The organism is Haloarchaeobius marinus (assembly GCF_051207415.1).
Classification (GTDB): Archaea; Halobacteriota; Halobacteria; order Halobacteriales; family Natrialbaceae; genus Haloarchaeobius.
The window spans coordinates 1,037,244-1,063,551 of sequence record NZ_JBPKGD010000001.1; the positions used below are offsets into that span (position 1 = coordinate 1,037,244).

Genomic DNA, 26,308 nt, shown 5'->3' on the forward strand with positions numbered 1-26,308 from the left:
TCTTCGAGGAACGCCGGTCCAGCCGTTCTCAGGCCGTCTGCAGGTCGGTTCTGCGTGCCTCCCGGTCGAACGTCTCGCCCGTCTCGGCGTCGAACAGGTGGATGGCCGACTCGTCGAAGGCGACGGTCACCTCCTCCCCGGGCGTCGGTTCGACGCTGGAATCGACGCGAGCGATGAACTGGTCGGCCACGTCGAGGTAGAGGTAGTTGTCGCTCCCGACCGGTTCCACCACCTCGACCGTCGCGGTGACGCTCCCGGCGGCGTTGGGCGACGCCGGCGAGACGTCCTCCGGGCGGACGCCGAGGCGGAACTCGTCGCCGTCGGGCAGGACCGACGCGAACTCGGCCGAAAGCCGGTACTGGAAGCCGTCGCCGACGAGCGAGTCGGGGTCGTCGGACGGGTCGGCCTCGACGTCGACGAAGTTCATGCTCGGGGACCCGACGAACCCGCCGACGAACTCGTTCGCCGGGTTCTCGTACACGGACTTCGGGCGGCCCGCCTGCTGGAGTGCGCCGTCGCGGAGGATGACCATCCGGTCGCCCATCGTCATCGCCTCCTCCTGGTCGTGGGTCACGTACACCGCCGTTATGTCGAGTTCGTTCTGGAGGCGCTGTATCTCGGTCCGCATCGTCGTCCGGAGTTTCGCGTCGAGGTTCGACAGCGGTTCGTCGAACAGGAAGACGGCGGGTTCACGCACGATGGCGCGTCCGAGGGCGACGCGCTGTTTCTGCCCGCCGGAGAGTTCGCCAGGTTTCTTCCCCAGCAGGGGTTCGATGTCCATCATCTCGGCGGCCCACTGGACCTTCTCGTCGCGTTCGTCCTTCGAGAGGTCCGTGCTCATCCGCAACCCGAACGCCATGTTCTGGGCGACGGTCTTGTGCGGGTAGAGCGCGTAGTTCTGGAACACCATCGCGACGTCCCTGTCCCGGGCGGTCTGGTCGGTCACGTCGTCGTCGCCGATGTAGATGTGGCCCGACGTCGCGCGTTCGAGGCCGGCGACCATCCGGAGCGTCGTCGTCTTCCCACACCCGGACGGGCCGACCACCGTGACGAACTCGCCGTCGGCGATGTCGAGCGTCAGGTCGTCGACGGCGACGATGGAGCCGGCGTCGTACTCCTTCCGCAGGTTCTCGATTCGAAGACTGGCCATCGTACTGTGTGGGTGTGTGACAACACATAACTCTTTCCCAAATTTGTGAAATTGTGATTGACTATTTCGTAGTCTTTTTAGAGCGCTGCGTCGAGTACGCAGGAGTGACCCGACTGCCACCTTCACGTCCGAAGCGACGAACGATGCTCGCCTCGCTCGCCACGAGTTGCGTCACCGGACTGGCCGGTTGCGGGGCCAGTGGACGCGACGACGGCGACGAACAGACCGACGGGACGGAACCGACGCGAACCGACGGTGGCGAGGCCCGGCCCCGGGCAGACCCCCAGTGGACGACGGGGGAGAAGTACGGCGTGGGCACCGTCGCCGACCACGGCGAGTCCGACCCCTCCCGGGTCTGGTTCACGCTCACCGACGGCGCGCTCACCGAACCGCGGTTCCCGCGCATCGACCTGCTGAACGCACGGCACGTCTCGTTCCTCGTCGCCGACGGCGAGGGCTACGTCGCCCGGACCCACGCCCCGCCGGGCACCGACGACGCGCTGGAGCGCCGGGTCGACCCGGTCGAGTCCGACGCGCTCGCGTTCCGCCAGACCGTGACCGACCCGGACCGGGACTGGACGCTGACAGTCGAGCACGTGGCCGACCCGAATCGCGACGCGCTCCTCGTCGACGTGACGTTCGAGGCTGCCGTCCCCCTCGACCTGTTCGTCGTCGCCACGCCCACGCCGTCGGGCCGGGCCGCCCACACCGCGGCCGAGCGTCGTCCCGTCGCCGACGGCGAGGGTTCCGGACTGGTCGCCGTCGACACCGGCGACGACGGTATCGTGATGACGGACGCCGACGGCGACCCCCACGTCGTCGCCCTGGCACTGGCCGCCGACGGTGGGTTCGACTGGGCCAGCGCGGGCGAATCGAGCGCACCGGAGACCCGTGCGCTCCTCGACGAGGGCCGGACGGTCGACGCCGCGACGACGGCCGAGGGCGTCGTCACGTTCGGGGGACGACTCGCCGACGGCGCGACGACGGCGTCGCGGACGCTCGCGCTCGGGTTCGCCACCGGAGGCGACGCCGACGCCGCACTCGACACCGCGACGGCCGCACTGGACGACGGGTTCGGCGCGGCCAGGTCGGGCTACGTCGACTCCTGGCGGGGCTACCTCGACGGCGTCTCCGTCCCCGAGTCGGTTGCCGGCGACGATGCGCTGGCCGACCAGTACCGGTCGGCCGCGATGGTCCTGAAGGCGGTCGAGGACAAGACCTACGTCGGGGCGGGCATCGCCAGTCCCTCCGTCCCGTGGGGGTCACGCGTGAGCGCGCTCCAGGCCCGCGACTACGGCTACAACTTCGTCTGGGCGCGGGACCTCTACCAGGTCTTCACCGCGTTCGACGCGATGGGCGACGTCCGGAGCGCGGTCGACGCGCTGGAGTACGTCTTCGCCCACCAGCACGACGGCGACGGATTCCTCCCGCAGAACACGTTCGTCGACGGGCGAACGCGCTGGGGCGGGGAGCAACTCGACGAGATCTCGTTCCCCCTCGTGATGGCCCTCCAGTTGCGCGAGCGCCACGGCTACGGGTTCTCGGACGCCGGGTACGACTACGACTCGGTCCGGGCACTCGCGGAGTACGTCGTCCACGGCGGCCCCCGGACCGAGCAGGAGCGCTGGGAGGAGGAGGACGGCTACTCGCCGAGCACCATCGCCGCAGCGGTCGCGGGGCTCGCCTCCGCGGCCAGCCTGGCACACGACGAGGGTCACGGGGACGACGCGCTGGCCTACCTCGCGGTCGCGGACCACTGGCAGCGCTCGGTCGACGACTGGTGTGCGACGACGACCGGCACCGTGGACCACGAGGCCCCGTACTACGTCCGGGTGAGCGACGACACGGACCCCGACGACGGGACGGCCCGGTCGCTGGCGAACGGCGGGCCGACGCTCGACGAGCGGGCGGTCGTCGACGCCGGCTTCCTCGAACTCGTGCGACTGGGGGTCACGCCGGCCGACGACCCCGTCGTCCGGAACTCCCTCGCAGTCGTCGACGACGCCATCCGGGTGGACACGCCGAACGGGCCGGCGTGGTACCGCTACAACGGCGACGGCTACGGCGAACTGGGACCGTCGGGGCCACACGAGGCCGGGACCCCCTGGTCCGTGACGCGGGAGGGCCGGGGTCGGCTCTGGCCCCTCCTCACCGGCGAACGTGCCGAGTACGAACTGCTGGCCGGCACGGAGTCCGGTCCCCTGGCCCCGGCGAACCTACTCCGGTCGATGCAGCGATTCGCCAACGACGGGCGGATGCTACCGGAGCAGGTCTGGGACCGACCCGGGGCGACGGCCTACGACTGGGAGTTCGGCGAGGGCACCGGGAGCGCGACGCCCCTGGCGTGGAGCATGGCCCAGTACGTCCGCCTCGCACACTCGCTCGACGCTGGCGCGCCGGTGGAGACCCCCCGGTTCGTCTCGGGACGGTACGTGTCTGGCGAGACGCCGACCCCGCCGACACTGGACGTCTCGTGGCCCGACAGCGTCGTCGAGTCGAGTTCGGTCACGGTCTCGGGGACGACGGACGCGACGACGGTGCTCGTCCGCACGCGGACGGAGTCGATCCGGACGACGCCGACAGACGGCGCGTTCGCGGTCGACGTCCCCCTCGACGACGGTCGCAACCCCGTGACCGTGGTCGCTGCTGGGGAGGGGTCGTTCCCCGACCGGGGGCTGGCGGCGGCCCAGCGGACCGTCTCGTTCGTCGAGTGAGTCCCGCCCCGTTTTTCTCGGGTGCGAGACGTTCGCACCCAAAGAACTAAATATATGAACACATATTTCATCATAGATTCAGGCATGAGTCAGCACAGAAGAGACCTGCTCGGGACGATGGCAACGGTGGCGGCACTCGGGGGCACTGCGGGCTGTCTGGGTGTCGAGGAGACCAGCGGGACGGACACGTCTGCGGACGACACGGAGACGGACACCGCAGACGGCACCTCGACGGACGAGGAGGTCCTCGCCGTGCTCGAACCCGAGAACTCGGGCGGGTCGGCGAGCCTCTGGCACTCGCGGCGCGAGGCCGAGAAGCGCAGCCTCCAGGACCAGGTCGGTCTGTTCAACGAGAACTTCGACCAGGAACTGAACGCGAGCGAGGTGGCGGAACTGGGCACCCGGACGGAGACGGCCATCCCGGCCGACCAGGGTCCGCACTCGTTCGACCACGCCCACGACTGGGCGGGCAAGTACTACCAGAACGGCTGGGTCGTCGACCAGAGCGACAGCCTGCGCCTCGACCTCTCGGAGTACTTCACCGAGGTCGGCGCGCAGGCGGCCCAGTTCGACGGCGCCGTCGTCGGCCTCCCGTACGCCGCCGAGACGGTCGCCCTCGTCTACAACAGGGACATCGTCGACCAGCCGCCGGAGACCGTCTCGGAGATGCAGTCCATCATGGACGACTACCACGCCCCGAGCGAGGGCAAGTACGGGCTCAGCTACCCGGTCGACCCCTACTTCGTGAGCGCGTGGGTCCACGCCTTCGGCGGGTACTACTACGACGACCAGGCCGACGAACTCGGACTGGAGGACCCGGCGACCGTCGAGGGCCTCCAGTACTACATGGACAACTTCGCGCCCTACATGCCGGACTCGCCGGACTACGGGGCACAGGCCGACGTGTTCAAGCAGGGACGTGCGCCCTTCGCCATCAACGGTCCGTGGTTCCTCGGCGGGGCCGCCGACGCCGGCGTCGACCTCGGCGTGACGCGACTTCCCACCGCCGACGGTAGCGACCCGGCACCGTACACCGGCGTGAAACTGCTCTTCTTCTCGAAGAAGATGGGCACCGGGTCGGCCGACGCCGCGACCGCGAGTCGCGAGTTCGCCGAGTGGTACACCACGAACACCGACGTGCTCAGGACGCTCGCCGAGGAGCACTCCTACATCCCGGTCCACAGGGACCTCGCCGACAGCGACGACCTCCCCGAGACCGTCACCGGCTACGCCGCCGCCGTCCAGCAGGGCTACGCGATGCCGACGAACCCGCGGATGCAGGACGTCTGGGGACCGGTCGGCGACGCCATCACCCGCGTCTACAACGGCCAGGAAGGCCCCGAGGCGGCCTTCTCGACCGCCGCCGACGAGGTCAGGGACAACTGGGAGTGAGCGATGTCGACCGCAAACCGCATCGCCCGGCGTGCACGCCAGTACGACCTGCCGGTCCAGGTCCGCGAGAACGTGGGACTGTTCCTGGTCCTCCCGGGGCTGTTCCTCTTCTCGGCGTTCATGTTCTACCCCATCCTGTACCTGCTCTACCTCTCGTTCATGCGGGCGACGAACGCCCCGCCGACGAGCATCCACCAGGGCAACGAGCAGTTCATCGGACTGGAGAACTACGTCACCATCCTTTCGGACCCGAACTTCTGGAACTCGATGGGCGTGACGTGGCTGTTCGTCGCGACCAGCGTCGCCCTCAAACTCGCCTTCGGCATCGCCGTCGCGCTGGTGCTGACCGGCGACCGGGTCCGTGGCCAGCGCGTCATGCGCTCGCTCGTCATCCTGCCGATGGGCCTGCCCGCGGTGTTCTCCATCACGGTCTGGTCGAAGATATTCGACAACGCGCGCTACAGCCTCTCGAACAAACTCCTGCTCGAGCTGGGACTCGACAAGGCCAACTGGATGACCGAACGCTGGCTGGCCTTTCTCACGTACAACGTGACCGAGGTGTGGCTGGCGTACCCGTTCATCGTCATCATCACGGTCAGCGCGCTGCAGGACGTGCCCGAGGACCTCCACGACGCGGCCAGGGTCGACGGCGCGGGGTACTTCGCGCGCTTCCGACACGTTACCCTGCCCGCCATCAAGCGACCGGTCATGTTCGGCGGCATCCTCACCGCGGCGGCCTCGTTCCAGCAGTTCCTCATCCCGTTCATCTTCAACGACGGCGGTCCGAGCGGGACGAACTCGCTGCTCATACACTACGGCTACAACGAGGCGTTCGTGGACACCCCGCCACACTACGGCCGGGCGGCGTCTATCATGATGCTGACGCTGCTGTTCATCGGTGCGTTCATGTGGCTGAACGTGAAGAAGGGCAAACTCGCCGACGGGGTCGGTGACCGATGAGCCTCGTCGAGTCCATCGCGCGGAGCGTCGGGTCGGACCTGAAGTCGGCGGCGTACGCGCCACGGCGCGCCTACGACGAGGTGCGGTACACGGTCGTCGGCCTCCGGACCGGCGACGTCGCACCGGCCGACGTGGCCCGGACGCTCGTCTCGACGGTGGCCGCCCTGGTCACCGTCTCCGTGCTCCTGTTCCCGATATACTGGGTGTTCAAACTCGCCCTGTCGGGGGCGACCGGGTCGTTCTTCGCGACGACCGGCATCGAACTGTTCCCGAGCGACCCGACGTTGCGGACGTTCGTCTGGGTCGTCGGGGACCTAATCCTGCCGGGGTACCGCGTCTCGCTGACCCTTCCGGGCGTCGGCTACGACGTCTTCCTGCAGACGCCGGAGGTCGTCCTGCTCGACGCCAGCACACACGGCGTCGAGTACCCGAGCGAGTTCAAGCGGTACCTCTGGAACAGCGTGACCGTGGCCGTCCCGACGGTCGTCCTCTCGATGTGTATGATCGTCCCCGGCGCGTACGCGTTGTCGCGCCGGAAGTTCATCGGTCGCGGGAAGTTGCTGTACGGCTACGTGCTGTTCACGCAGGTCGGCGGCGGCATCGGCATCGCCAGCCTCATCGCGCTGTACGCGCTGTTCGTGAAGTTCGGACTCGACGCGAACAAACTGGCGCTGTCGTTCTACTACGCCGCGACGGCGGTGCCGTTCAACACGTGGCTGCTGAAGACGTACATGGACGGCATCCCGAAGTCCTACGAGGAGGCGGCCTACGTCGACGGTGCGTCGTCGTTCCGGGTCGTCTGGGAGGTCGTCCTCCCGCTCTCGAAGGCCGGGCTGGCGACGGTGTTCATCTTCACCTTCCTCGCGGGGTGGACCGAGTTCGTCGTCGCACAGACCGTGCTCACGACGGACCAGTACACGCTGCCGGTGGGGCTGTACCTCCTCGTCAGCGAGTACTCGACGCCGTGGCCGAAGTTCTCGGCGTTCGCACTCACGTTCGCGCTCCCGATAATGCTCGTCTACCTGCTCACACAGCGGTACATCGAGGACGGGCTGTCGTTCGGCGGCGTCGAGGGCTGAGACGCGTCGGTCGTCACACGACCGCGACTCAGTCCGCCGTCACCCGGGCGGCCTCGACGCCGCCCGGCCGGAACTTCTCACCCGCCAGCGCCAGGTAGACGTCCTCCAGCGACGGTTCGGCCCACGAGAGTTCGGTGAAGTCCACCCCGGCGCGTTCGAGGGCGTCGACGAGGCCGCCGATGTCGGCCGGTTCGACGCCGGAGACGACGACACGGTCGCCGTCGATTGCGGTCTCGCGCCCGAGTGCGTCGGCCGCCTCGGCCGGGTCGCCGTCGACGGTCACCGTGACGCGTCGGTCGCCGCCGTGTTCGCGCACGAGTTCGCCGGGGGTGCCGACGGCGACGAGTTCGCCGTCGGCGAGGAGGCCGACCCGGTCGGCCAGTCGCTCCGCCTCGGCCATGTCGTGAGTCGTCAGGAACACCGTCGTCCCGCCCGCGGCGAGGTCCTCGATTCGCTCCCAGAGGGTGCGCCGACCTGCCGGGTCGATGCCGGTCGTCGGTTCGTCGAGGAACAGCACCTCGGGGTCGTTCACCAGCGTCGCACCGAGACAGACCCGTCGTTGCTGGCCGCCCGAGCAGTTCTCGTACCAGGTGTCGGCCGCGTCCGTGACGCCGACCTCGGCGAGCACCGCGTCCACGTCACGCGCGTCGTCGTACAACCCGGCGTAGTACGCCACGACCTCCCGTGCGGTCAGTCGTCCCGGGGGCGAGAACGCCTGTGGCAGGACGCCCAGTCGGGACTTCTCGGCGTCCTCCGGCGCGGACCCGAGGAGTTCGACCGACCCCTCGTCGGGGACCGTGGTTCCGGTCATCGTCCTGACCAGTGTGGTCTTGCCTGCGCCGTTCGGTCCGATGAGCGCGAACACCTCGCCGGCCTCGACGGACAGCGAGACGCCCCCGAGCGCGACCGTCTCGTCGTACGTCTTGCGGACTCCGTCCACCGCGAGCGCCGTCGTCATGCCAGGGGCTTCGGACCCGTCCCGGTAAGTCCTCTCGATTTCGGCCGGTCCGTCGCCGAGGAACCCACCTGTCGGCATTATTAAGTTACGTCGCGTCGAAGTTCACCTATGAAGCTCAGAAAGGCGCTAGCCACGGCAGGCGTCGCGGTGGGCGCCGTAGCGGCGACGAACGAACTCCTGTCGCGCCGGGCCGAGCCGCTCGAACCGGCGCTCGAGGGCGAGCAGCGGACGTACCGCTGGCGTGGCATGGACGTCGCCTACACGGAGGCCGGCGACCCGGACGCGCCCGACCTCCTGTTCGTCCACGGCGTCAACGCCGCCGCCTCCAGCCAGGAGTGGCACGAGATATTCGAGCCACTGTCGAGGGCGTACCACGTCGTCGCCGTCGACCTCCCCGGCTTCGGTCGGTCCGAACGACCACCGCTGGTCTACACCGCTGGGCTGTACGAGGACTTCGTCGCCGACTTCGCCGCCGACGTGATGGACTCGCCGACGATACTCGCCTCCTCCCTCTCGGGGTCGTACGCCGCCACCGCCGCGAACCGGACCGCTGTCGACGGACTCGTCCTCGTCTGTCCCACGACGTCGAGCATGCCGGGCCGACGCAAGCGCACGGTCCTTGCGGTCCTCCGGTCGCCCCTGCTCGGCGAGGCGATATTCAACGCCGTCTCGTCGAACCCTTCGCTCGAACACTTCAGCGCGGACCACGGCTACTACGACGTGTCGAGTTACACGCAGTCGAAGCAGTCCTACCAGTGGCAGACGACCCACCAGCCCGGTGCCCGGTTCGCACCCGCCTCGTTCGTCAGCGGCTACCTGGACCCGGACGTCGACCTGGCGGCGACGCTCTCGGACCTCGACGTGCCCGTGACGCTGGTCTGGGGCCGCGAGGCCGACGTCACGCCACTCGCTGAGGGGCGCAGGCTCGCCGACGCCACGGGCGCGAAACTCGTCGTCATCGACTACTCGAGGCTCATGCCACACGACGAGCACCCCGACAAGTTCGTCGAGGCCATCGAGGACGACCTCCCCGAGATCAGTTCCGAGGTGTTCGCGGAGGAGCGAAGACGGAGTCTCGAACGCAAGCGGGCGCGCGAGGGACGTGGCGACACGGGCGTCCAGGTCGAACGCGAGCGTGGCGGGAGCGAATCCGTGGAGATAGACGTCGAAGAGCCCGGGAACAAGGACTGAGACCAGTTAGTGCGGTCGGAAGACGACGACGCGCTCGCCGGTCGTCGCCGTCTTCGCGACGTCGACGTCGACGGCAGTGCCGACCTCGACCGCGTCAGGGTCCACGTCGGCGACGATGCCCGTTATCCTGACCGGTCCGAACCGTGCGATGGCCGTCGCGAACGGTGCGTCCTCCTCGAAGGCCGGCGTCGGAACGTGGACGACGGTGAACGTCTCTATCTCGCCGGGCGTCTGGAGCGGTTCCTCCGTGAGTTCCCGCGACCCGGTCGCAGGGTCGACGCGCCGCGGCGGCAACCAGCCGTCGCCGTCGGGGCCTTCGAGGTAGTACGGTTCGCCGTCCTCGACGGCGTCCAGCCAGTCGTCGTAGCCGGCGTGGTGGACGTCGTCGCTCATGCGACCACCCCCGGAGCCACGCCCCGGCGTACTCGCAGTCGCTCACGTCGTTCGCTCATGCGACCACCTCGAGCACGTGGACGACCGCACTCGCGACGGTCCCACCCGCGTTGTGGGCGACGCCGGTCGTCGCACCCGTGGCGTACTCGCTGTTCGGATGGTCGCCCCGCATGAGGGCGGTGAGTTCCGCTATCTGGGACGCTCCGGTCGCGCCGACCGGGTGCCCCTTCGCCTTCAGTCCGCCCGAGAGGTTCACCGGCAGGTCCCCCTCGCGGGTGGTGTGGCCGTCCCTCGCGGCAGCGATGCCCTCGCCGACGTCGAACAGGCCGAGCGACTCCAGTGCGAGCACCTCGGCGATGGTGAAGCAGTCGTGGACCTCGGCGATGTCCACGTCTCCCGGGTCGATGCCGGCGTCCGCGTAGGCCTCCTCGGCCGCCTCGTCGGCGGCGGGCGAGCGTGCGAGGTGCTCGCGGTCGTGGAGTGCCATCATGTCCCCGCCCTGGCCGGTCCCCGCGATGGCCACGGGGGCGTCGAGGTCGTGTTCCTCGGCGAACTCGCCGGAGGTGAGCACGAGCGCGCTCGCCCCGTCCGAGATGGGACAGGAGTCGTACAGACCGAGGGGTTCGGCGACCATGGGCGCCTCGATGACGTCCTCGGTCGTTATCTCGCGCTGGTACTGGGCCTTCTCGTTCGGGACCGCGTTCTCGTGGTTCTTCACCGCGATGGCGGCCAGGTCCTCGCGCCCGCCGCCGTACTCGTCGAAGTAGGCGTTCGCCATGAGCGCGTACGCGCCGGGGAACGTCATGCCGGCCTTGACCTCCCAGAGGTCGTCTGCGGCGATGGCCAGCGCCTCCGTCGCGCCCGCCGTTCCGAGGTTCGTCATGCGTTCGGCCCCGCCGACGAGGACGACGTCTCGCTCGCCGTTGCGGACGTTCTTGACGGCCTCGCGGACCGCGACGCCGCTCGACGCACACGCCGCCTCGTAGCGGGTCGCCGGAGCGTCGACGCCGACTGCCTCGGCCATCAGCGGGCCCTGGTGGCCCTGGTGCTCCGCGAGTTCCCCCATGAAGTTCCCGTAGAAGAGAGCCTCGACGTGGTCCTGTGCCACACCGGCGTCTTCGAGCGCATCGAGTCCTGCTTCCGCGAACAGGTCACGACCGGTGCGTTCCGGCGACGCGCCGAACTTGGTCAACCCGACACCGGCGATTCGTACCTCGGTCATTACCTGCTGGTAGTCCACACACCGTTTAATATGTCGTGGTTAACGGCGCGACATGCCCGGTCCGGGCCGGCCGACGGCCATCGTGGGCTCTCGAACGTCGCGCGCGTGAGTGCGACCCGTGTACTCCACCGGCAACGTCTCCGGCACGTTCAGTCGCCCGTCCGCAGTCGTTTCACCGTCTCGATGTTCCACTCGTACCCCTTCTCGTCCACCGGCGTCTCCAGCACCATCGGGTTCTCCCGGAGTCCGTCGTGGTTCACGAACAGTCGGAAGCCGTCCTCGCCGATCTCGCCCTCGCCGACGTGCTGGTGTTCGTCCTTCTCGGACCCGAGTGGGTGTTTCGAGTCGTTGAGGTGGAGGTAGTGGACGTTCTCGTAGCCGACGGTCGCCTCGATGTCGTCGGCCAGGTCGGCCATCCCCGCGTCGTCCCTGAAGTCGTAGCCCGCAGCGAAGAGGTGGCACGTATCGAGGCAGATGCCGAGGTCGCCGTACCCGTGGGACGACACCTCGACCATCTCGTCGAGGTCTTCGAGTCGCTTGCCGACGGTCGTCCCTTTCCCGGCCGTGTTCTCCAGCAGGAGCGTGACGTCGTCCGGGACGTCGACCTCGGAGAGTCGCTCCCCGACGTTCCGTATCCCGGTCGATTCGCCGGCACCGGTGTGTGCGCCCGGGTGGAACACGTAGTACGGGACGCCGAGGGCTGCCGTCGCGTCGAGTTCGGACTGGACACAATCGACGGACTTCTCCGCGAGGTCGTCCTTCGGCGTCGCCAGGTTGACGAGGTACGTCCCGTGGACGATCCACGGGCGGACGTCCCGTTCCTCTGTCGTCTCCTGGAACGCCTCTGCTTCCGTCTCGTCGACCTCGCTGACCGCCCAGCCACGTGGCGAACCGACGAATATCTGTCCGCAGTTCCCCCCGAGGTCGACCTCGTGGTCGACCGCAGCGGGGAACCCGTCCGATATGGAGACGTGCGCACCGATCCGGAACATACTCTGAGTTCACCGGCCTCGCTGTTAATCGTTGGTGACGACCCGGAGACGGTCACGCCGTGGGTCCCGGCGGGGGCGTGTCCGGTGGTTCGTCGATAGCAAAAATGGGAGACTGGACGTCGAACCCCGCGGTGGGGCTAGTCCTCGGCGGCCGCCGTCTGGTCGGCGGCGTGTTCGTACTTCTCGCGGAACTCGTCTATCAACTGGCCCATCTTGGCGTACCAGTCGTTCAGCATCCGCTGCATGTCGTCCGTGACCTCGTCGGGGTCCGCCGGTCGATAGACGTGGTAGTAGCCCCCCTGGTCGTAGTTGACCTGTTCGTTCTGTACGAATCCGGCCTGTACCAGTCGCTGGATGGACCGGTAGGCGGTCGACCGTTCGCGCTCTATCGCGTCGGCGATCTCGTCCACCGTCATCGGGTCGTCTTGCGCGGTCAGGAACTGGAAGACCTCCAGGTCGAGTTCTTTCACCCCGTGGAAGCACTGGAGGAGCCCCTCACACTGCATGTCCTGCCGGAGTATGTCGCTCATGGGGTCCGTCATCGTAGGAAGTAGTTCGTGGCTCGCCCTCAAAAGCATTTGCATAGAATTTCTAATTTAGAGCAATACTGCACCGCATTCACGCGACGAGACGACAGGGAACCGCAGAAAACCGCGTTGGCGGGACAGTAGTTGTGTGCGATGTCCGAACTGCCACCGATATGTTTTTACAGGTGGGGCCAATATTGGGCAGTGAAGTCAATACCATGACCGAGTACGAAATCACAGACACGCTCGACGTGAAAGGACAGAACTGCCCGATGCCAGTCGTCAAGACGAAGCAGGCTACCGACGGCCTCGAACCTGGCGAGATTCTCGAGGTACTCGCGACCGACCCCGGGAGCATGAGCGACCTCGGCGGCTGGGCCGACTCGACCGACGGCGTCGAACTCGTCGGACAGGAGGAGGCCGGCGACGTCTACAAGCACTACGTCAAGAAGACGGCGTGATCCTATGAGCACCGATACGACCGACGCGGAGACGCTGACCCGCGACGAACTCGAAGCACGCATCGACGAACTCGAAGACCGGTTGGCCGACGTGGAGGCCGAGACGGGCGACGGCCAGAAGAAGATGTCCATCATCGCGACGAAGGGCACCCTCGACATGGCCTATCCCCCGCTCATCCTCGCGAGCACGGCCGCCGCGTTCGGCTGGGAGGTCACCGTCTTCCACACCTTCTGGGGGCTGGACATCCTCCACGAGGAGAAATCGAAGAAGCTCCAGCTGAGTTCGGTCGGCAACCCGAGCATGCCGGTCCCGAACGTCGTCGGCGCACTCCCCGGGATGGACCGGGTGACGACGAAGATGATGGAGAAACAGATCGCGGACAACGACACCGCGACCATCCAGGAGCTCATCGACACGTCACTCGACATGGGCGTGGAGTTCCAGGCCTGCCAGATGACCATCGACCTGATGGACTACGACGAGGACGACTTCTTCGACGGCGTCGTCACCGGCGTCGGCGCGGCGACGGCCATCCAGGACATGGCCGAGGCCGACGTCCAGCTCCTCGTCTGAGCGTTGTTGCGGTCCCTTGAGACGGCTTCTCGTTCTCCGACGCGAAGCGACGTGACCTCCCTCTGGCTCCCGTTCGCCGGCGTCCACCCTGGGGTCCGCTAGCGGTTCCTGCGGAACTCCCTCGTGCGCATCTCCTCTTTCGCGTGCCACGTCCGGGGACGAAACGCGACGACGACCAGAGCGAGCATGTAGAGGACGACGAGTGCGGTCACCAGTCCGCCCGGAATGACGCCGATGGCGGCACTCGACGGCCACTCCACCTCGACGAACGCCGTGATGCGGATGACCCACGCGGCGAGCAGGACCCCGAAGAGCGGCAGGTAGATGCGGCGCAGTCGGTGGGCGACGGCCTCCTCCATCGTTATCTTGATGGTCGGCCTGTAGTAGTCCGCACTCAGGTCGCGTCGCCACTCCGGGTCTGGAATCTCGCGTGAGGGGTCCAGGCCGGGAGCGAAGACGTTCCGCTGGAGCGACCGGACGCGGGAGCGCCAGATGTCGTACCCCCGGTAGCGCCGGGCCTCGATGAAGAGGAACACGGTCAGGGCGGCCATGCCGACCAGGATGACGTAGTGTGGGTGGGACGGACTGGAGAACGCCCACGTCAGGATGGCCGCCATCATGATGACTGCCCAGTTTGTGGTCTGGTCGAGCCGTTCGCGCCAGAACTTCATCCGATGGACCTCGCCCCGGTACAGGTGTGCGAGCGAAGAACTCGGCCCCATCTCCTCGTCGAGGAGTCCCTTGCCGACTTCCTCGGGAGGGGGCCCCTCCTCGTCGGGGCGGTCTGGTTCGTCGGACATCGGTAGGTGAGAACCTCGTGGCGACCACGCAAACCGATTTCGACTTCAGGCTCGAACCGGGGTGACAGTCGCATCGACTCCCGTCCCCTCGTCCGAACGGCCCCGTGGCAGGTAGCCGGAAGCACCAGCTTTTCGGAGCGTTGGGTTAGACGTACAGTACAGAATGGAACTCCCCGATTCGCTGACGACGCGGCGAGCCCTCCTCGGCAGTGTCGGTGCGACGCTCGCGGGAACGGGCGTCGTCTACGGCGCGTCGCGACTCGACCCGTCCGGCCCGTCGTCGATGACCCCGGCCCCCATGCACAGCAGTTCCGAAACGACCGGGCTGGGAGTCGCGTTGCAGGGCCATCCGGTCATGGGGTCGATGGACGCCCCGCTCGACATCTACTACTGGAGCGACTACCAGTGCCCCTTCTGCCAGCGGTTCGAGCGGGACACGCTTCCGAGTCTCGTCGACGACTACGTCCGACCCGGCGACGTCCGACTGGTGTTCATCGAGTACCCCTATCTCGGGCAGCGCTCGTGGACTGCCGCCGTGATGGACCGCTGCGTCTGGCGGCAGGTCCGGGAGGACGACGCCCGGGCGTACTGGCGGTGGCACTCGGCCGTGTTCGCCGAACAGGACTCCGGGACCTCGGAGTGGGCGTCGAAGGCGAACCTGCTGGAGGTCACCCGGGGCGTCGAAGGGGTCGACGCGGCGGCCGTCGAGGATTGTCTGGCTACCCACCGGAGCGACGTCGAGGCGGCCATCGAGGACGACGTGGCACAGGCGCGACGGTTCGGCATCCGCGGGACACCGGCGTTCGTCGTCTACAACCGCGACGCAGACGCCGCCGGGAAACTCGTGGGTGCACAACCGTACGAACGGTTCGAGGAGGCCATCCGGCGAGTCCAGAACGCATGAGCCGGGTGGAACGACACGTAGAACGGCTGCTGGCCGCGCTCGCGTACCCGTTGACGACGGCGGGTCGAACGCTGGCCGTCGCCCTGTTCTCGGTCCTCACGTACGTCTTCCTCGTCCTGAGTTCGTTCCCGGAGTACTCCGCCCAGATGCTCGGGGCCGGGGCGACGTACCTCGACGACGCCGTGCTCGCGTTGACGGCGAACACGTACTCGACCATCGGCGAACTCGGCCTCGGACTCGTCGTCGTGTACTCCCTCGTGACCGGCGTCGCACTCACGAACGCGCTGGGGCGGCTCGGGCAGGTCGGCCCGTCCGGGACCCGGGGACTCGCGAGTGCGGTCCCCGGCCTCCTCGCGTCGGGTTGTGCGAGCTGTGGTGCCGGCGTCCTCGGGCTACTCGGGTTCGCCGGCGCGATGGCGACCCTGCCGTTCCACGGGAACCTGCTCCGCGCCGGCGGCCTGGTGCTGTTGCTGGGGTATCTGGCCCGTGCCGGCGACCCACGGTACTGTGACGTCGGTCCTGCGTCCGAGTGAACGACCAGTTAGTATCGATTGTTTATCGAATACGTCTCTGATGAAGCACAATTATCATTAGTCACTACTGTGTGGTTGCTATCAGAAATGGGCAACAACACTCCAAAATCACCGATTTCGGCGATCAGAAGCAGCTTCTCAAGGAAACTGGCCGTGCTGTTTCTGCTCGTCCTCCTGCTCATCGCGGGCATCGGCGGCGTCATCTACGCGCAAACGGGGGCAGCACTGCACGATAGTACCCAAGCGAATATGGAGAAGACGACGTCCCTCCAGGCGAACACCGTCGGAGAGTGGGTCGAGGGGATGCGAGAGAAGACAGGCTACATCTCGGCGTCGGGCCCGGTCGCTGGTGGCGACGTCTCCGAGATTGAGTCGTACCTCAGGGCGGAAGGGGCCGAATCGTCGGCCTCCGTCTCCGCCATCCACTACTACGATACGGAGGACCAGGAGGTCCTCGCCAGCTCGCGAGAGGGGGCCGCTGGCGTGAACTATCGCGACGCAGGCGTCGAGTGGGCGGCCCAGGGTCTCGACCTCGGGGACGCGCGACAGACCGTCGTCACCCACCCGTACAACGATACGGTCACCCAGAACGCTTCGATCGCGTTCGTCAGTCCGGTGCCGGACAAATCTGACCGGGCCATCGTTCTGGTCGTCGACCTCTTCTCCCAGACCGAGCAACTCGACCTGCCGGCCGCGTCCGAGGATTCGTTCACCCACATCGTCGACTCCCGGGGGACGGTCGTGATGAGTCACCACCACCACGACATCAACACCCAGAACGTGGGTTCGCCGGAGAACTACAGCGTGGACTCGATGGCCGTCGAACGCGGTCTCCAGGGCGAGGTAGGTTACATGGAGATGGAGGTCAGCCACGGACACGCGAGAACGATGACGATGGGATTCGCGCCGGTCCCCGGTACGAACTGGGTGATCATGACCCACATCCCGGCCGAATCGTCCTACGCCCTGCAGAGCGAGATTGAGCGCTCCGTCATCGCCCTGGTCGTCCTCTCGATGCTCGGTCTCGCCGGCGTGGGCGTCGTCATCGGACGCGACACGACCCGCCCGATAGAGCGACTGGCCGACCGGGCGTCGAAACTCGAACGCGGGAACCTCGACGCGGAACTCGATACGGACCGGACTGACGAGATCGGGCAACTCTACGACGCGTTCGACAGTATGCGGGCGTCCCTGCGCGAACGGATCGCAGAGGTAGAGGACGCACGCGCCAGGGCCAATCGCCTCAACGACCATCTGGAGACGAAGGCAGACGAGTACGCCGACGTGATGCAGGAGTGTGCAGAGGGAGACCTCACCCAGCGGATGGACCCCGAGAGCCAGAGCGAGGCGATGTCCGAGATCGCCGCCGAGTTCAACCAGATGGTAGGGGAGATCGAACTGACCGTCGACAGACTGTCACGGTTCGCAGACGAGGTCGCCGCCTCGAGCGAGCAGGTCACGGCGAGCACCGAAGAGGTCCGGTCGGCCAGCGAGCAGGTGACGGAGTCGATCCAGGAGATATCCGACGGTGCCGAGCGTCAGAACGAGAACTTACAGACCGTCAACGACGAGATGAACGGTCTCTCGACGACGACGGAACAGATTGCAGCCTCCTCGAACAACGTCGCAGACCTCGCGGCGCAGACCGCAGAGACGGGGAGAGAGGGTCGGGAGCTCGCGAGCGACACCATCGAGGAGATGAACGAGGTCCAGGCCGACTCCGAGCGAACCATCGAGGCAATCGAATCGCTCGAGGAGGAGATCGACGAGGTCGACGAACTGGTCGATTTCATCACGAACGTGGCCAAGCAGACGAACATCCTGGCCCTGAACGCGGGCATCGAGGCGACCCGGCCGGACGAGGCGTCCGAGGGCTTCTCCGCCGTCGCGGACGAGGTCAAGGAACTCGCCGAGGAGACGAAGGACGCCGCCGAAGACATCGAGCAACAGATCGAGGAGATCAAGTCGCAGGCCGACCGCACGACCACCGAAGTCAGACAGACGAGCGAACGGATCGACGACCACCGCGACGCCGTCGAGGACACCGTCGACGCCCTGGAGGAGATCGCGGAGTACGCGGACGAGACGAGCGACGGCGTCCAGGAGATCTCTGCGGCCACCCAGCAGCAGGCGGCGTCCACCCAGGAGGTCGTCTCGATGGTCGACGAGGCGGCGACGATCGCGGAGGAGACCACCACCGAAGCCGAGAACGTCGCAGCCGCCGGGGAAGAACAGACGACTGCGCTCACCGAGGTTTCCCGCTCCGTCAGCAACCTCTCACAGCAGGCGTCCGAACTCTCCTCGAAGCTCGACCAGTTCGAGACCGGGGACGACCCCGACCGGCCGGCCATCGTCGACGACAACGCGATATGGACCACCAACGACGGTAACGACGAGTTCTCGTTCGTCGTCGACGACGGCGTCTCGGACGACCAGGGCCAGGGGTCACGAGACGCCGAACCCGACGGCGATAGTCGGTAGGAACCCCACTCCTGTCGTTCGACCCAGCTCCGTCCGGAACGGCGGTCGAACCACCACTCGCGGGCCGAATCGGGTCACGAACCGATGCTTCTCGCCGGTCCGTAGCAAAAGAACAGAACCGTGACAGCGACGGGTGATTCGGCCCGTCGTGAACGGAGTGTCACAGTCTTCGTCTCGTTTCGAGGTCGTCGGTCGGTTCAGGACCGACGTATCTGCGGGTGCGTCAGTTCCCCCAGTCCGGGTGGTCACCGGGTGCGTCTCCGGTGACGACCTCGAAGGATCGCATCATGTCGTGTTCCTCGTGTTCGAGGATGTGACAGTGGAACGGGAACTGACCGGGGAAGTCCCCGAACTCGATGGCGATCCGGACGGTCTCCCCGGGATTGACCCGGACGACGTCCTTGCCACCCCGTTCGTTCGGGAGGGGCGGCTGTCGGCCGTGATGGCCGTCGCGGGATTCGCGGCTGAGAACTTCGAAATCGACCAGGTGGATGTGGATCGGGTGGGTGTGGTTGGTGTTGTTCACGAGCTCCCAGACCTCGGTCGATCCGAGCTGGGGTTTTATATGGATTCCGTCACCCCAGCGCCGACCGTTCAGGGTGTGGGTCATGAGCCCGCTGTCGTCCATGCCCATCTCCATGGTGATCTCCCGGGTCGTGCGGGCGTCGTTCGGGTCCGGACTGCGACGCCGGTTCGGGAGTCGCAGGTTGGACGGGTGCGTGGTGGTATCCTGCGTGGTCGCCGTATCCTTGACCCGAATCTGCATGATCTCGTGGATCTGCGGGTGGTCCATGTTTCCATGGCCCATGCCGCCATCCATGCCGCCGTCCATGCCGCCATCCATGCCGTCGTCGTGGCCAGAGCCGCCCTCGTACGGGAACTCGGCGTCGTTCGTGACGGTGAACGTCTCGCCGGCGTGGTCGGAGAAGTCGACGACGATATCGGCCCGTTCGAACGGCGCCACGACGAGCTTCTCGAGGTCTCCACCGTGACCGATGGAGACGACGTCGTCCAGGAACCCGTGGCCCGGCGAGATCTGGTGCATCGTCGGGACCTCGCTGGCCCCGTGCGCGTGGACGTCGTCGCTGTCCTCGGCTTTGTCGAAGCCGAGGCCGTACACCCGACCGTTGGACGGGTTCAGGATGCGGAACCGGTACTTCCGGGGTTCTACCTCCAGGTACGGCCACGCTGCACCGTTGACGGTGGGGGTGTCACCGGCGAAGTTCGCGACGAACTCGTCCGGGTAGTGCAGCGACCCGTCGTCGTTGAACGACCGGTCTGCCAGGACGAGCGGGATGTCGTAGTCGCCGTCCGGCAGGTCGAGTCGCTCCTCCATGCGACTCCGGATGTAGTAGGCGCCGACCAGACCGGCATAGTTGTTGAGTCGACTGATACCCCTGGCGTGGTCGTGGTAGGTCGTCGTCAGCCGGGACTGTCGGTTCGGCAGCACCTGGACCTCCCGCTCGAATCGGGGGCCGGTCACGCCGTCGGGGGAGGTCCACATCTCGGCCTGGCCGTCACTCCCCGGTGCGACGTTGAGCCCGTGGAAGTGGGTGACGGTCCGCACCTCGGGAACGGGATCGTCGTGTCCGACGTAGTTCTCCGTGGTGGTCCCGTGGATTCGCTCGTCCACCTCCAAGAGGTGGTCGTCCGGCATCTGGCTGTTGTCGAACTTCACCGCGAGGCGCCGTCCTCGACGGCCGGCGATGACCGGCCCGGGGAACTGACCGTCGAACCCCCAGATCGTGGTGTCGTCGAGGTCGGGGTGGAAACTGTGCTGTGCCTCCTGTACCTCGACCTCGTGGTACTCGGCACCGCGATGTCTGCCGTCGGGTGCTCGCTCCTCGGGAATCGGTAGCGGGTGAACGTACTTGTCGAGTTCAGGGGACGAGTCCCACTCCGAGTGTCCCTCCTCTGCAAAGTTGCTCTGTGGGACGAATCCCGCGATACCCAACGCTGCACCTGCTTTCAGCAACAATCGTCTCGATACGTCGGGCATTATTCACGGACTCCTCTGTCAAAGATTTCGTTCGGAGTCAATTTTAGCCCTCTGTTAGTTACCAGGTTATTACCAGTGGGTAACATGGTTATCACCTTCGGAGATGCACCACATTAACCCTTCGGCCAGTTAACCATTAGAAATAACATTTCGTTATTACTGAGGTAATATTACCAAAAAGTTAACCGAGGCCGATTCGGTTTTTCGATGGCTGGCCTATGAACGATACTGGAGCGTTCCACACCACCGAGGGGTTCTCCACCTCGACGTCGCCGTTTCTGCCGGTACTACGGGTTCGACGGGCCCGGCGAGATACGTCGACTTGACCCGGTGGGTTGGTCGGCAAGCGGGTATACGCGTCTTACGAACGACTTCGAGACGGGAGCCGAGCTCGAGGTATCGTTCCGGGAGACCGCCGAGTGGCTACTCGTCGTCTTCGTCGTGGTCTTCGTCGTCTTCCCATTCGTCGTCTTCGTCGTGGTCTTCGTCGTCTTCCCATTCGTCGTCTTCCCGTTCGTCACACCCGTCTTCATCGTCGTCATCGTCGTCCCCTATCTCGTCGTCGCCTTCGTGTTCTGCTTCGTCCTCGTGTTCACGGCTCTCTGCATCGCCACCGTCTCTACCTTCCCCGTCTTCACCGGCTCTCGGGACGGTCAGTCTGATGTCGTCGTAGTAGTAGTCCGCGTCCTCGCCGAAGTTCTCGCTGTTGAGTATCGGTTCGCGGAACAGTGCCGGGTCGCCGGCGTTGTCGATGGTATCGTCGACGGCGAGGAGTGCGCCGTTCACGAACCACATCACCCTGGGATTCCCCCTGAAGAGGAACCTCGCTTTCACGTCTACCCAGCCTCCCTCCTCCGGGTCCACGCGGATCTTCTTCGGCAGCCCCAGGTTCAGCCACTCGTCGTTCTGGGTGTAGAGTCTGAACTGGGGGCCATCGGGCACCTCGTTCACGTAGTCCTCGGGTTCGTTGGGGTTCCCGGTGCTGTCGCTGTCCTGGTACTCGAGTACCGGATACGCGACGACGTCCCCGTTCGCGTCCGCGAGGACGCCCCACATCCCGGTCTGGTGGCGTTTCCCGTCGTCGTCTTCCCAGTACGGGTCGATGAAGAAGCGATAGCTCAGGACCGTGTTGTGCCCGGTGTCCCAGTGACCTCCCTCCTCGGGGAGGTACTTCTTCCCCTGTTCGCTGCGGAACCCACTGGTGGTTCCGGACTCGTCGATGTCGATATGTAACCGGCCGTCGTCGCCGTCGCCTTCGAGGGTACTCGTCTCCCACGCATCCGGCGCTTTGCGGTCGACCTTCCAGCCCGCCGAATCGGGTCCCACAGCGTCTGCATCACCACTCCCGACGGCGAAGTCGAGGTCGAAGACCGCGGCCCGGGGGTCCTCTGCCCAGGCTGCTTTCGAAAGCGTCGACACACCGACCGCACCGACCGACGACAGGAGGACGCCCGCCTTCAGCGCTGTACGACGCGATACGCCGTCGGCGTCGGAGTCGTTTCGGGGAACCATCGGTTTCTCTCCGGGTTCGGGGTTCGGTCCCGTCCTCAATTGTTATGACACGGGTACCAGCCAGTGACCGGATATCGAGCATCGATAGCAACTCCACCCTCGGACGGGGGCTTCTCCTCGCGTATCGGATAGACGACGCCGGGTCCCCGTGAGTGCTCGAGCGCGCAGAGACGCCGGATCCGCGACTCGGCCTGGGGCGCTCGCGTCGGTCGCCCCGGAACCGCCAGCTCCCCTGTATCGCCCGAAACCACGCTTCTCGGCCCCCTCGCGATACGCCGTCGTCTCGTGCCCGCTGCCCGGATTTGATATATCGATATATGATTTATCCCCGTTTCGCACCCCACGACGGCGTATCTGCGGAGACAGTCCTCTCCGGCCCGAACTGCTCCGATTCTGGGCGAACCGACCGGAGGGAAAACCGCCGGAGAACGGAGGGGGAGAACGAACCTGGGGGAGAAACCGCAGGACTGCGCCCCGAGTGGTTGCTGGTCGGTCGACGTGGCCCGACGAGACAAACGCCTACTGGCGCGCGTCGTTTCGGGTCTACACGACCGTGGGTCGCGCTCCACGCCCCGGTGGACTGCAGTCACGAGGACGCCGATAGCCCTGGAGGGCTGATTCGGGCCCTGGAACGCTCGGCTCTGTGCTGCAGGCGGCCAGGACACCCACTTCGGTCGAACCGAAGCAGGTCACGACGGCCCTGCGTCACTGCGGTGGATCTGTCGGTTCTCGCGAGGTAGGGGTCGAATTAGCTGGTTCCATGCCAGGCGAATGCCTGGAGCCAGTTCCCGACGGTGGCTGCGTCGACGTGGCTAGAACAGTTCGAGAACTGCCTGGTTGTAGTTTATACCCCTCGAAAGACACGTTCGGAACTGTTGCGAACCCCGCGAGTTTCGTGCTGGAATCGGAGGCCGTGGGCTGGCAGACCGCCTGAAGCCACGTTGCGCCGTCGACGAGAACGATTGCGTCGCCGAGACGTTCCTCGCGGAGTTCGGCGAGGAACGTCCCGGTGAGTACCCGTGTTCTCGTCGGACAGCGACAGACGTACAGCAGGCGGTTCGTTTTCGGGGGCGACCGTAGCGTACAGCAAGCAACGCTCGTCGTCGAGTCGGATCACGGTTTCATCGACTGCCACGTGGTCCGGGTCAGCACCGTCGAGTGGCTGTATATGGGCCTTCCGCACCCAGTTGTGAGCAGTCGAGCGACAGAGACTGATTCCAAATGTATCGAGTATAGAGACTGTATCCAAAAGCGATAGCCAAGCCAGATGGAGTCGGATACCGAGTTCCATCGCGGGCTGGGTGTCGCTTCTCGTTCCTGAAAACCAAACACGCCCGACCACACGGGAACTCGAAACCGGCTCCGATGGCCTCACTCGCACGTATCCCACGAATTCGTCGACTGACGGGCATCCCTGCAATCGTGTGGCTCGTACTCCTCCGACGGCGCTCCGTTAACGTCCGACTGCCCGTCGGGACCGGACGTCGCGTCCGGTCCGGAGTGCTCTCGTTATGCACGGTTCTCACGGACGTCCTGGTCGCACGGGTTGTAGATTCTTGCACCAGTGACCCGATTGGGGCAGTTCTTCGCCCGAAACAGGGCTGTCGAGGGAATCAGGACGAGCATCCTCGTCGGGGGCGTCGGGTACGCGGTGGACATCGCCCCGGCGTCGAATCCGGAGGAATGTGACCGCTCTCTGCCGGTTCTATCGTCGCACCTGCCGACCGACGGACGTGCTATACTGCATATCGCTATAGGATATCCCCGGGTCCCGTCGACGAGTCAGCAGTCGGTATCGCGGGATCCGTGTGCCCGTTCCTTACGGACGTGACCGACTCGCCCCTATTCCGACCGGTTCTTCTTCCACTCGTCGAGTGCGATGAGCAGGTAGACGACCCCGACGATTCGAACGGCGGCGTAGACGCCGTCTCTCCACTCGCAGTTCTCCGAGTCGGCGTAGGCCATCCTCGCCACCGCGTCGACGAAGTATTGCGGAGAGACCAGTGCGGTCAGTCCGACCAGACCGAGGAACTTCTTGAACGCCGAGTACCCGGCGTCTGACCGCCACGCGAAGAACAGGTAGAGGACCCCCTCGACGCGCGCCTCCGTGATGACCGACGGCCGCACCTCGAGCGCGTCCGGATTCTCGAGTGCGAGGCGTTGGACGGCGTCGATGAACGCTTCCGGGACGAGGATCTCGAGGATGCCGATCGCGGCGAGGAATCTTCGAAACATGACTAGCGATTCGATAGCCACCCAGGAATAACTGCCCCAGTAGCATCCCGGGCCCGAATGTACCGCCTCGCAGGACGCCGAACCGTATCGACTCAATCGTCGAGGTACGCGTGCAGTTCGATGGGGTCGGAGTTGTTCCGGTAGGTCTCGAACACGCGGTCGGCCCAGGCGCAGGCGATGGCGGAGTCGCTATCCACGAAGACGTGCATGGACCCCGTCTCCTCGTCGAACCCGGCGATGCCGACTCTGTCGTCGAAGATGGCGAGTCCGTACGGGAGCGCCTCGCGGGTCCGAAGTCGCAGGTGTCCGGCGTCGATGCCGACCCGGAGCCGGTCGGGGTACGTCTCGACGAGGTTGTCGACGACGTCGGGGAGATAGATGAGTTCGGTCTCGATTCCGTCGAACAGGTGGTCGTAGACGTCTGCGAGTGCGGGGGGCACCATGTGGGTCGTGTTGAACCCCCGGAACGTCGAACTGTCGCGGAGCAACGCGACGAACCGGGCGACCGGGCGGTGGGGGTCGTCGGGCGTCGCCGTCGTAACGGTCGCGTCGGCGAAGGGTGGGATGACGAACTCCTGGTGGTACTCGCAGATGACGTCGAGGAGGGGAGCAAGCGCCGTCGCCGTCCGCAGGTTGCGTTCGAACCGGAGCACCTCGTCGGCGTACGTCGTGCCTTTCCCCGTCAACCGGTATCGACCGTCCACGCGCTCTGCGAGGTCGTTGTCCTGGAGCCACCGGGTGAAGCGGTGGCTCGTCGCCCGGGAGACGTCGAGTCGCTCCTGGATCTCGTCACGGTACAGCGGTCCGTCGATGAGGACCTCCAGCAACCCACGGTGCTGGACCACGTCGTTGAGTTCGGCGGTGCTCATCCGCTCGGGCGGGACGTCGCTGGTGCGTTGCCTCCCGACGAGTTCCAGCGTCGTCTCGAGTATCTCGTCCAGTACAGAGTTCGTCACTTACACCACCTCCATGTGCTACCGGCTGACTAGGACGCGTCGCACCGGATTAACCCTATCTCACCGGGCGAGACCAACCGTCGGGAACGGACCAGCATCCGTCGTCTCGGAGCGAGTCCGGTCGACGGGGCAACCTCGACCGCCACCCTTCGAGCAATCAGGAACGGACTCCCGTTCCACGGTTCGACTGCGCTGCTCCGTCACGACGGCTCCCGACGCCCCCCTGCAGCAGGGCGAACCCGACGACGATAGCGACGAACCCCACGGCGGTCCCGACCGTCGGCGGGTCGTGCAGGAGGACCCAGCCGAGGAGGATGGCCACGACGGGACTCGCGTAGGACGTGTAACTCGTCCGGGTCGGGCCGACCGTCCGCAGGAGGACCAGGTACGCGACGTAGCCGACACCCCCGACCATCACCGAGAGGTACGCCAGGAGACCGAGGAGCGCCGGCGTCCAGACGACGGCGTCCGCCGGTTCGCCGAGGCAGACGCTCGCGGCGTGCAGGACGAGTCCGCCGAGCAGTGCACCCCAGGCCGCCTGCACCGTCGGTGACGCAGTCGCACGGACGCGACCGAGCAGGACGCCGCCCAGGCTCCCGCTCCCGGCCGCACAGAGGACCATCGCGGCCCCCGTTCCGGGAGCGAACCCGGTCGAACCAGGGTCGACCACGACAAGCGCCCCGAGGAGTCCGGACGCGAGTCCGGCGAACTGGCGACCGGACAGTCGCTCGTCGGGGAGCAACGCACGGGCGAGGGCTGCCGTCAGGACGGGACCGAGAGACATCACGACCGCCGCGACGGACGCGCTCGTACGTTGCTGCCCCACGAACAGGAACCCGATCGCGCCGGCGAAGACGAGGACGCCGAGGACGCCGACGGCCGTCCAGTCGGCCCGCGTTCGTGGCAGCCACTGCCCGCCAGTGAGGACTGCCACCGCGACGAGGACGGCGGCCGTCAGGTAGAACCGGAGCGCGGCGAGCAGCAACGGCGGAACGGTCCCGACGCCGACGTCGATGGCGACGTACCCGCCACCCATGACGAGGACGACCAGCACGAACAGCGCCGTCGTCTTGAACCGCTGGTCGGTCGTCCCGGGAAACTCGACTCGTCTCGTTCGAACTGCCGTACGGTCACCGGTGGTCATGAGAGCGGGGAGGACGGCATCCGGGCTATACGTACGGATGGAGACTCGTCGAACCGAACGGGACGGGTCGCGACGCTCGACGGCCGTCTCGGGCTGTGAGCGGTCGTTCACTGGCGCTGGCACCCGTCTCC

22 protein-coding genes and 1 pseudogene are annotated in these 26,308 nt (G+C 66.4%); 10 read left to right on the plus strand and 13 right to left on the minus strand.

What is annotated here, in order from left to right; all coding sequences use genetic code 11:
* Positions 1 to 28 precede the first annotated feature (28 nt).
* On the minus strand, positions 29 to 1,150 hold the full coding sequence (locus ACSC1W_RS05250) for an ABC transporter ATP-binding protein (protein WP_435345811.1): 1,122 nt from the start codon (positions 1,148 to 1,150) through the stop codon (positions 29 to 31).
* Positions 1,151 to 1,293: 143 nt separating this feature from the next.
* Between ACSC1W_RS05250 and ACSC1W_RS05255 the strand changes: the two genes are divergently transcribed.
* From ACSC1W_RS05255 to ACSC1W_RS05270, 4 genes are all read left to right on the plus strand, one after another.
* A complete protein-coding gene (locus ACSC1W_RS05255; protein WP_435345812.1) occupies positions 1,294 to 3,864 on the plus strand; it encodes a glycoside hydrolase family 15 protein in 2,571 nt (856 codons plus the stop codon).
* A gap of 84 nt (positions 3,865 to 3,948) precedes the next feature.
* Entirely contained in the window at positions 3,949 to 5,256 is a 1,308-nt protein-coding gene (locus ACSC1W_RS05260; RefSeq protein ID WP_435345813.1) for an extracellular solute-binding protein, read from the plus strand.
* A gap of 3 nt (positions 5,257 to 5,259) precedes the next feature.
* Complete coding sequence (locus tag ACSC1W_RS05265; RefSeq protein ID WP_435345814.1) at positions 5,260 to 6,216, plus strand: carbohydrate ABC transporter permease; 957 nt, start codon at positions 5,260 to 5,262, stop codon at positions 6,214 to 6,216.
* Positions 6,213 to 7,295 (plus strand): sugar ABC transporter permease, encoded by a 1,083-nt coding sequence (locus tag ACSC1W_RS05270; protein WP_435345815.1) that lies wholly within the window; start codon positions 6,213 to 6,215, stop codon positions 7,293 to 7,295. The genes ACSC1W_RS05265 and ACSC1W_RS05270 overlap by 4 nt, the downstream gene beginning before the upstream one ends.
* Positions 7,296 to 7,323: 28 nt before the next feature.
* Here ACSC1W_RS05270 and ACSC1W_RS05275 read toward each other — a convergent pair whose 3' ends face one another.
* Positions 7,324 to 8,253, minus strand: coding sequence for an ABC transporter ATP-binding protein (locus tag ACSC1W_RS05275; RefSeq protein ID WP_435345816.1), 930 nt, complete (start codon positions 8,251 to 8,253; stop codon positions 7,324 to 7,326).
* A 108-nt stretch (positions 8,254 to 8,361) separates the two neighbouring features.
* On the opposite strand from ACSC1W_RS05275, the gene ACSC1W_RS05280 reads away from it, so the two are divergent.
* A complete protein-coding gene (locus ACSC1W_RS05280) occupies positions 8,362 to 9,444 on the plus strand; it encodes an alpha/beta fold hydrolase (protein WP_435345817.1) in 1,083 nt (360 codons plus the stop codon).
* Between the two features lie 6 nt (positions 9,445 to 9,450).
* Here the strand turns inward: ACSC1W_RS05280 and ACSC1W_RS05285 are convergent, their stop codons facing one another.
* From ACSC1W_RS05285 to ACSC1W_RS05300, 4 genes are all read right to left on the minus strand, one after another.
* Complete coding sequence (locus tag ACSC1W_RS05285; RefSeq protein WP_435345818.1) at positions 9,451 to 9,837, minus strand: Zn-ribbon domain-containing OB-fold protein; 387 nt, start codon at positions 9,835 to 9,837, stop codon at positions 9,451 to 9,453.
* A 55-nt stretch (positions 9,838 to 9,892) separates the two neighbouring features.
* Positions 9,893 to 11,059: a thiolase domain-containing protein gene (locus tag ACSC1W_RS05290; RefSeq protein WP_435345819.1), complete on the minus strand. Its 1,167-nt coding sequence runs from the start codon at positions 11,057 to 11,059 to the stop codon at positions 9,893 to 9,895.
* Between the two features lie 149 nt (positions 11,060 to 11,208).
* Positions 11,209 to 12,051, minus strand: coding sequence for a deoxyribonuclease IV (locus ACSC1W_RS05295; protein ID WP_435345820.1), 843 nt, complete (start codon positions 12,049 to 12,051; stop codon positions 11,209 to 11,211).
* Positions 12,052 to 12,188: 137 nt separating this feature from the next.
* Positions 12,189 to 12,593: a helix-turn-helix domain-containing protein gene (locus tag ACSC1W_RS05300; protein ID WP_435345821.1), complete on the minus strand. Its 405-nt coding sequence runs from the start codon at positions 12,591 to 12,593 to the stop codon at positions 12,189 to 12,191.
* Positions 12,594 to 12,796: 203 nt separating this feature from the next.
* Here ACSC1W_RS05300 and ACSC1W_RS05305 point away from each other — a divergent pair, with 203 nt between their 5' ends.
* Positions 12,797 to 13,039, plus strand: coding sequence for a sulfurtransferase TusA family protein (locus ACSC1W_RS05305; protein ID WP_435345822.1), 243 nt, complete (start codon positions 12,797 to 12,799; stop codon positions 13,037 to 13,039).
* Positions 13,040 to 13,043: 4 nt separating this feature from the next.
* Positions 13,044 to 13,613 carry a DsrE/DsrF/DrsH-like family protein gene (locus ACSC1W_RS05310; protein WP_435345823.1) on the plus strand — a complete coding sequence of 190 codons (570 nt, stop codon included), beginning with the start codon at positions 13,044 to 13,046 and terminating at the stop codon, positions 13,611 to 13,613.
* A 98-nt stretch (positions 13,614 to 13,711) separates the two neighbouring features.
* Here ACSC1W_RS05310 and ACSC1W_RS05315 read toward each other — a convergent pair whose 3' ends face one another.
* Positions 13,712 to 14,413, minus strand: a complete 702-nt coding sequence (locus ACSC1W_RS05315) for a DUF2270 domain-containing protein (protein WP_435345824.1) — start codon at positions 14,411 to 14,413, stop codon at positions 13,712 to 13,714.
* Between the two features lie 163 nt (positions 14,414 to 14,576).
* Between ACSC1W_RS05315 and ACSC1W_RS05320 the strand changes: the two genes are divergently transcribed.
* The 3 genes from ACSC1W_RS05320 (at position 14,577) to ACSC1W_RS05330 (ending at position 18,331) form a co-directional block, all read left to right on the plus strand.
* Entirely contained in the window at positions 14,577 to 15,317 is a 741-nt protein-coding gene (locus ACSC1W_RS05320) for a DsbA family protein (RefSeq protein ID WP_435345825.1), read from the plus strand.
* Positions 15,314 to 15,850 (plus strand): hypothetical protein, encoded by a 537-nt coding sequence (locus ACSC1W_RS05325; protein ID WP_435345826.1) that lies wholly within the window; start codon positions 15,314 to 15,316, stop codon positions 15,848 to 15,850. The genes ACSC1W_RS05320 and ACSC1W_RS05325 overlap by 4 nt, the downstream gene beginning before the upstream one ends.
* 153 nt (positions 15,851 to 16,003) lie before the next feature.
* Positions 16,004 to 18,331: a methyl-accepting chemotaxis protein gene (locus tag ACSC1W_RS05330; protein WP_435345827.1), complete on the plus strand. Its 2,328-nt coding sequence runs from the start codon at positions 16,004 to 16,006 to the stop codon at positions 18,329 to 18,331.
* Positions 18,332 to 18,554: 223 nt separating this feature from the next.
* Here ACSC1W_RS05330 and ACSC1W_RS05335 read toward each other — a convergent pair whose 3' ends face one another.
* The 6 genes and pseudogenes from ACSC1W_RS05335 to ACSC1W_RS05360 all read right to left on the minus strand — a co-directional run bounded on the left by ACSC1W_RS05335 (position 18,555) and on the right by ACSC1W_RS05360 (position 26,177).
* The gene (locus ACSC1W_RS05335) at positions 18,555 to 20,330 is read right to left on the minus strand and encodes a multicopper oxidase family protein (RefSeq protein WP_435345828.1); all 1,776 of its coding nucleotides are present in this window, start codon (positions 20,328 to 20,330) and stop codon (positions 18,555 to 18,557) included.
* Between the two features lie 423 nt (positions 20,331 to 20,753).
* The gene (locus ACSC1W_RS05340) at positions 20,754 to 21,842 is read right to left on the minus strand and encodes a hypothetical protein (RefSeq protein ID WP_435345829.1); all 1,089 of its coding nucleotides are present in this window, start codon (positions 21,840 to 21,842) and stop codon (positions 20,754 to 20,756) included.
* A 689-nt stretch (positions 21,843 to 22,531) separates the two neighbouring features.
* Positions 22,532 to 23,186, minus strand: a pseudogene (locus ACSC1W_RS05345) (transposase domain-containing protein).
* 498 nt (positions 23,187 to 23,684) lie between these two features.
* Positions 23,685 to 24,077 (minus strand): hypothetical protein, encoded by a 393-nt coding sequence (locus ACSC1W_RS05350; protein WP_435345830.1) that lies wholly within the window; start codon positions 24,075 to 24,077, stop codon positions 23,685 to 23,687.
* A gap of 92 nt (positions 24,078 to 24,169) precedes the next feature.
* The gene (locus tag ACSC1W_RS05355; protein ID WP_435345831.1) at positions 24,170 to 25,033 is read right to left on the minus strand and encodes a helix-turn-helix transcriptional regulator; all 864 of its coding nucleotides are present in this window, start codon (positions 25,031 to 25,033) and stop codon (positions 24,170 to 24,172) included.
* 157 nt (positions 25,034 to 25,190) lie between these two features.
* On the minus strand, positions 25,191 to 26,177 hold the full coding sequence (locus ACSC1W_RS05360) for a DMT family transporter (protein WP_435345832.1): 987 nt from the start codon (positions 26,175 to 26,177) through the stop codon (positions 25,191 to 25,193).
* Positions 26,178 to 26,308: the final 131 nt, after the last annotated feature.

Bases quoted from the DNA above. Each gene is read 5' to 3' on its own strand.
- ACSC1W_RS05315 (WP_435345824.1), bottom strand. From the start codon at position 14,413: ATGTCCGACGAACCAGACCGCCCCGACGAGGAGGGGCCCCCTCCCGAG.
- ACSC1W_RS05335 (WP_435345828.1), bottom strand. From the start codon at position 20,330: ATGCCCGACGTATCGAGACGATTGTTGCTGAAAGCAGGTGCAGCGTTG.
- ACSC1W_RS05305 (WP_435345822.1), top strand. From the start codon at position 12,797: ATGACCGAGTACGAAATCACAGACACGCTCGACGTGAAAGGACAGAAC.
- ACSC1W_RS05255 (WP_435345812.1), top strand. From the start codon at position 1,294: ATGCTCGCCTCGCTCGCCACGAGTTGCGTCACCGGACTGGCCGGTTGC.
- ACSC1W_RS05340 (WP_435345829.1), bottom strand. From the start codon at position 21,842: ATGGTTCCCCGAAACGACTCCGACGCCGACGGCGTATCGCGTCGTACA.
- ACSC1W_RS05270 (WP_435345815.1), top strand. From the start codon at position 6,213: ATGAGCCTCGTCGAGTCCATCGCGCGGAGCGTCGGGTCGGACCTGAAG.
- ACSC1W_RS05290 (WP_435345819.1), bottom strand. From the start codon at position 11,059: ATGACCGAGGTACGAATCGCCGGTGTCGGGTTGACCAAGTTCGGCGCG.
- ACSC1W_RS05280 (WP_435345817.1), top strand. From the start codon at position 8,362: ATGAAGCTCAGAAAGGCGCTAGCCACGGCAGGCGTCGCGGTGGGCGCC.
- ACSC1W_RS05250 (WP_435345811.1), bottom strand. From the start codon at position 1,150: ATGGCCAGTCTTCGAATCGAGAACCTGCGGAAGGAGTACGACGCCGGC.
- ACSC1W_RS05260 (WP_435345813.1), top strand. From the start codon at position 3,949: ATGAGTCAGCACAGAAGAGACCTGCTCGGGACGATGGCAACGGTGGCG.
- ACSC1W_RS05325 (WP_435345826.1), top strand. From the start codon at position 15,314: ATGAGCCGGGTGGAACGACACGTAGAACGGCTGCTGGCCGCGCTCGCG.
- ACSC1W_RS05265 (WP_435345814.1), top strand. From the start codon at position 5,260: ATGTCGACCGCAAACCGCATCGCCCGGCGTGCACGCCAGTACGACCTG.
- ACSC1W_RS05350 (WP_435345830.1), bottom strand. From the start codon at position 24,077: ATGTTTCGAAGATTCCTCGCCGCGATCGGCATCCTCGAGATCCTCGTC.
- ACSC1W_RS05275 (WP_435345816.1), bottom strand. From the start codon at position 8,253: ATGACGACGGCGCTCGCGGTGGACGGAGTCCGCAAGACGTACGACGAG.
- ACSC1W_RS05295 (WP_435345820.1), bottom strand. From the start codon at position 12,051: ATGTTCCGGATCGGTGCGCACGTCTCCATATCGGACGGGTTCCCCGCT.
- ACSC1W_RS05300 (WP_435345821.1), bottom strand. From the start codon at position 12,593: ATGACGGACCCCATGAGCGACATACTCCGGCAGGACATGCAGTGTGAG.
- ACSC1W_RS05310 (WP_435345823.1), top strand. From the start codon at position 13,044: ATGAGCACCGATACGACCGACGCGGAGACGCTGACCCGCGACGAACTC.
- ACSC1W_RS05285 (WP_435345818.1), bottom strand. From the start codon at position 9,837: ATGAGCGACGACGTCCACCACGCCGGCTACGACGACTGGCTGGACGCC.
- ACSC1W_RS05360 (WP_435345832.1), bottom strand. From the start codon at position 26,177: ATGACCACCGGTGACCGTACGGCAGTTCGAACGAGACGAGTCGAGTTT.
- ACSC1W_RS05320 (WP_435345825.1), top strand. From the start codon at position 14,577: ATGGAACTCCCCGATTCGCTGACGACGCGGCGAGCCCTCCTCGGCAGT.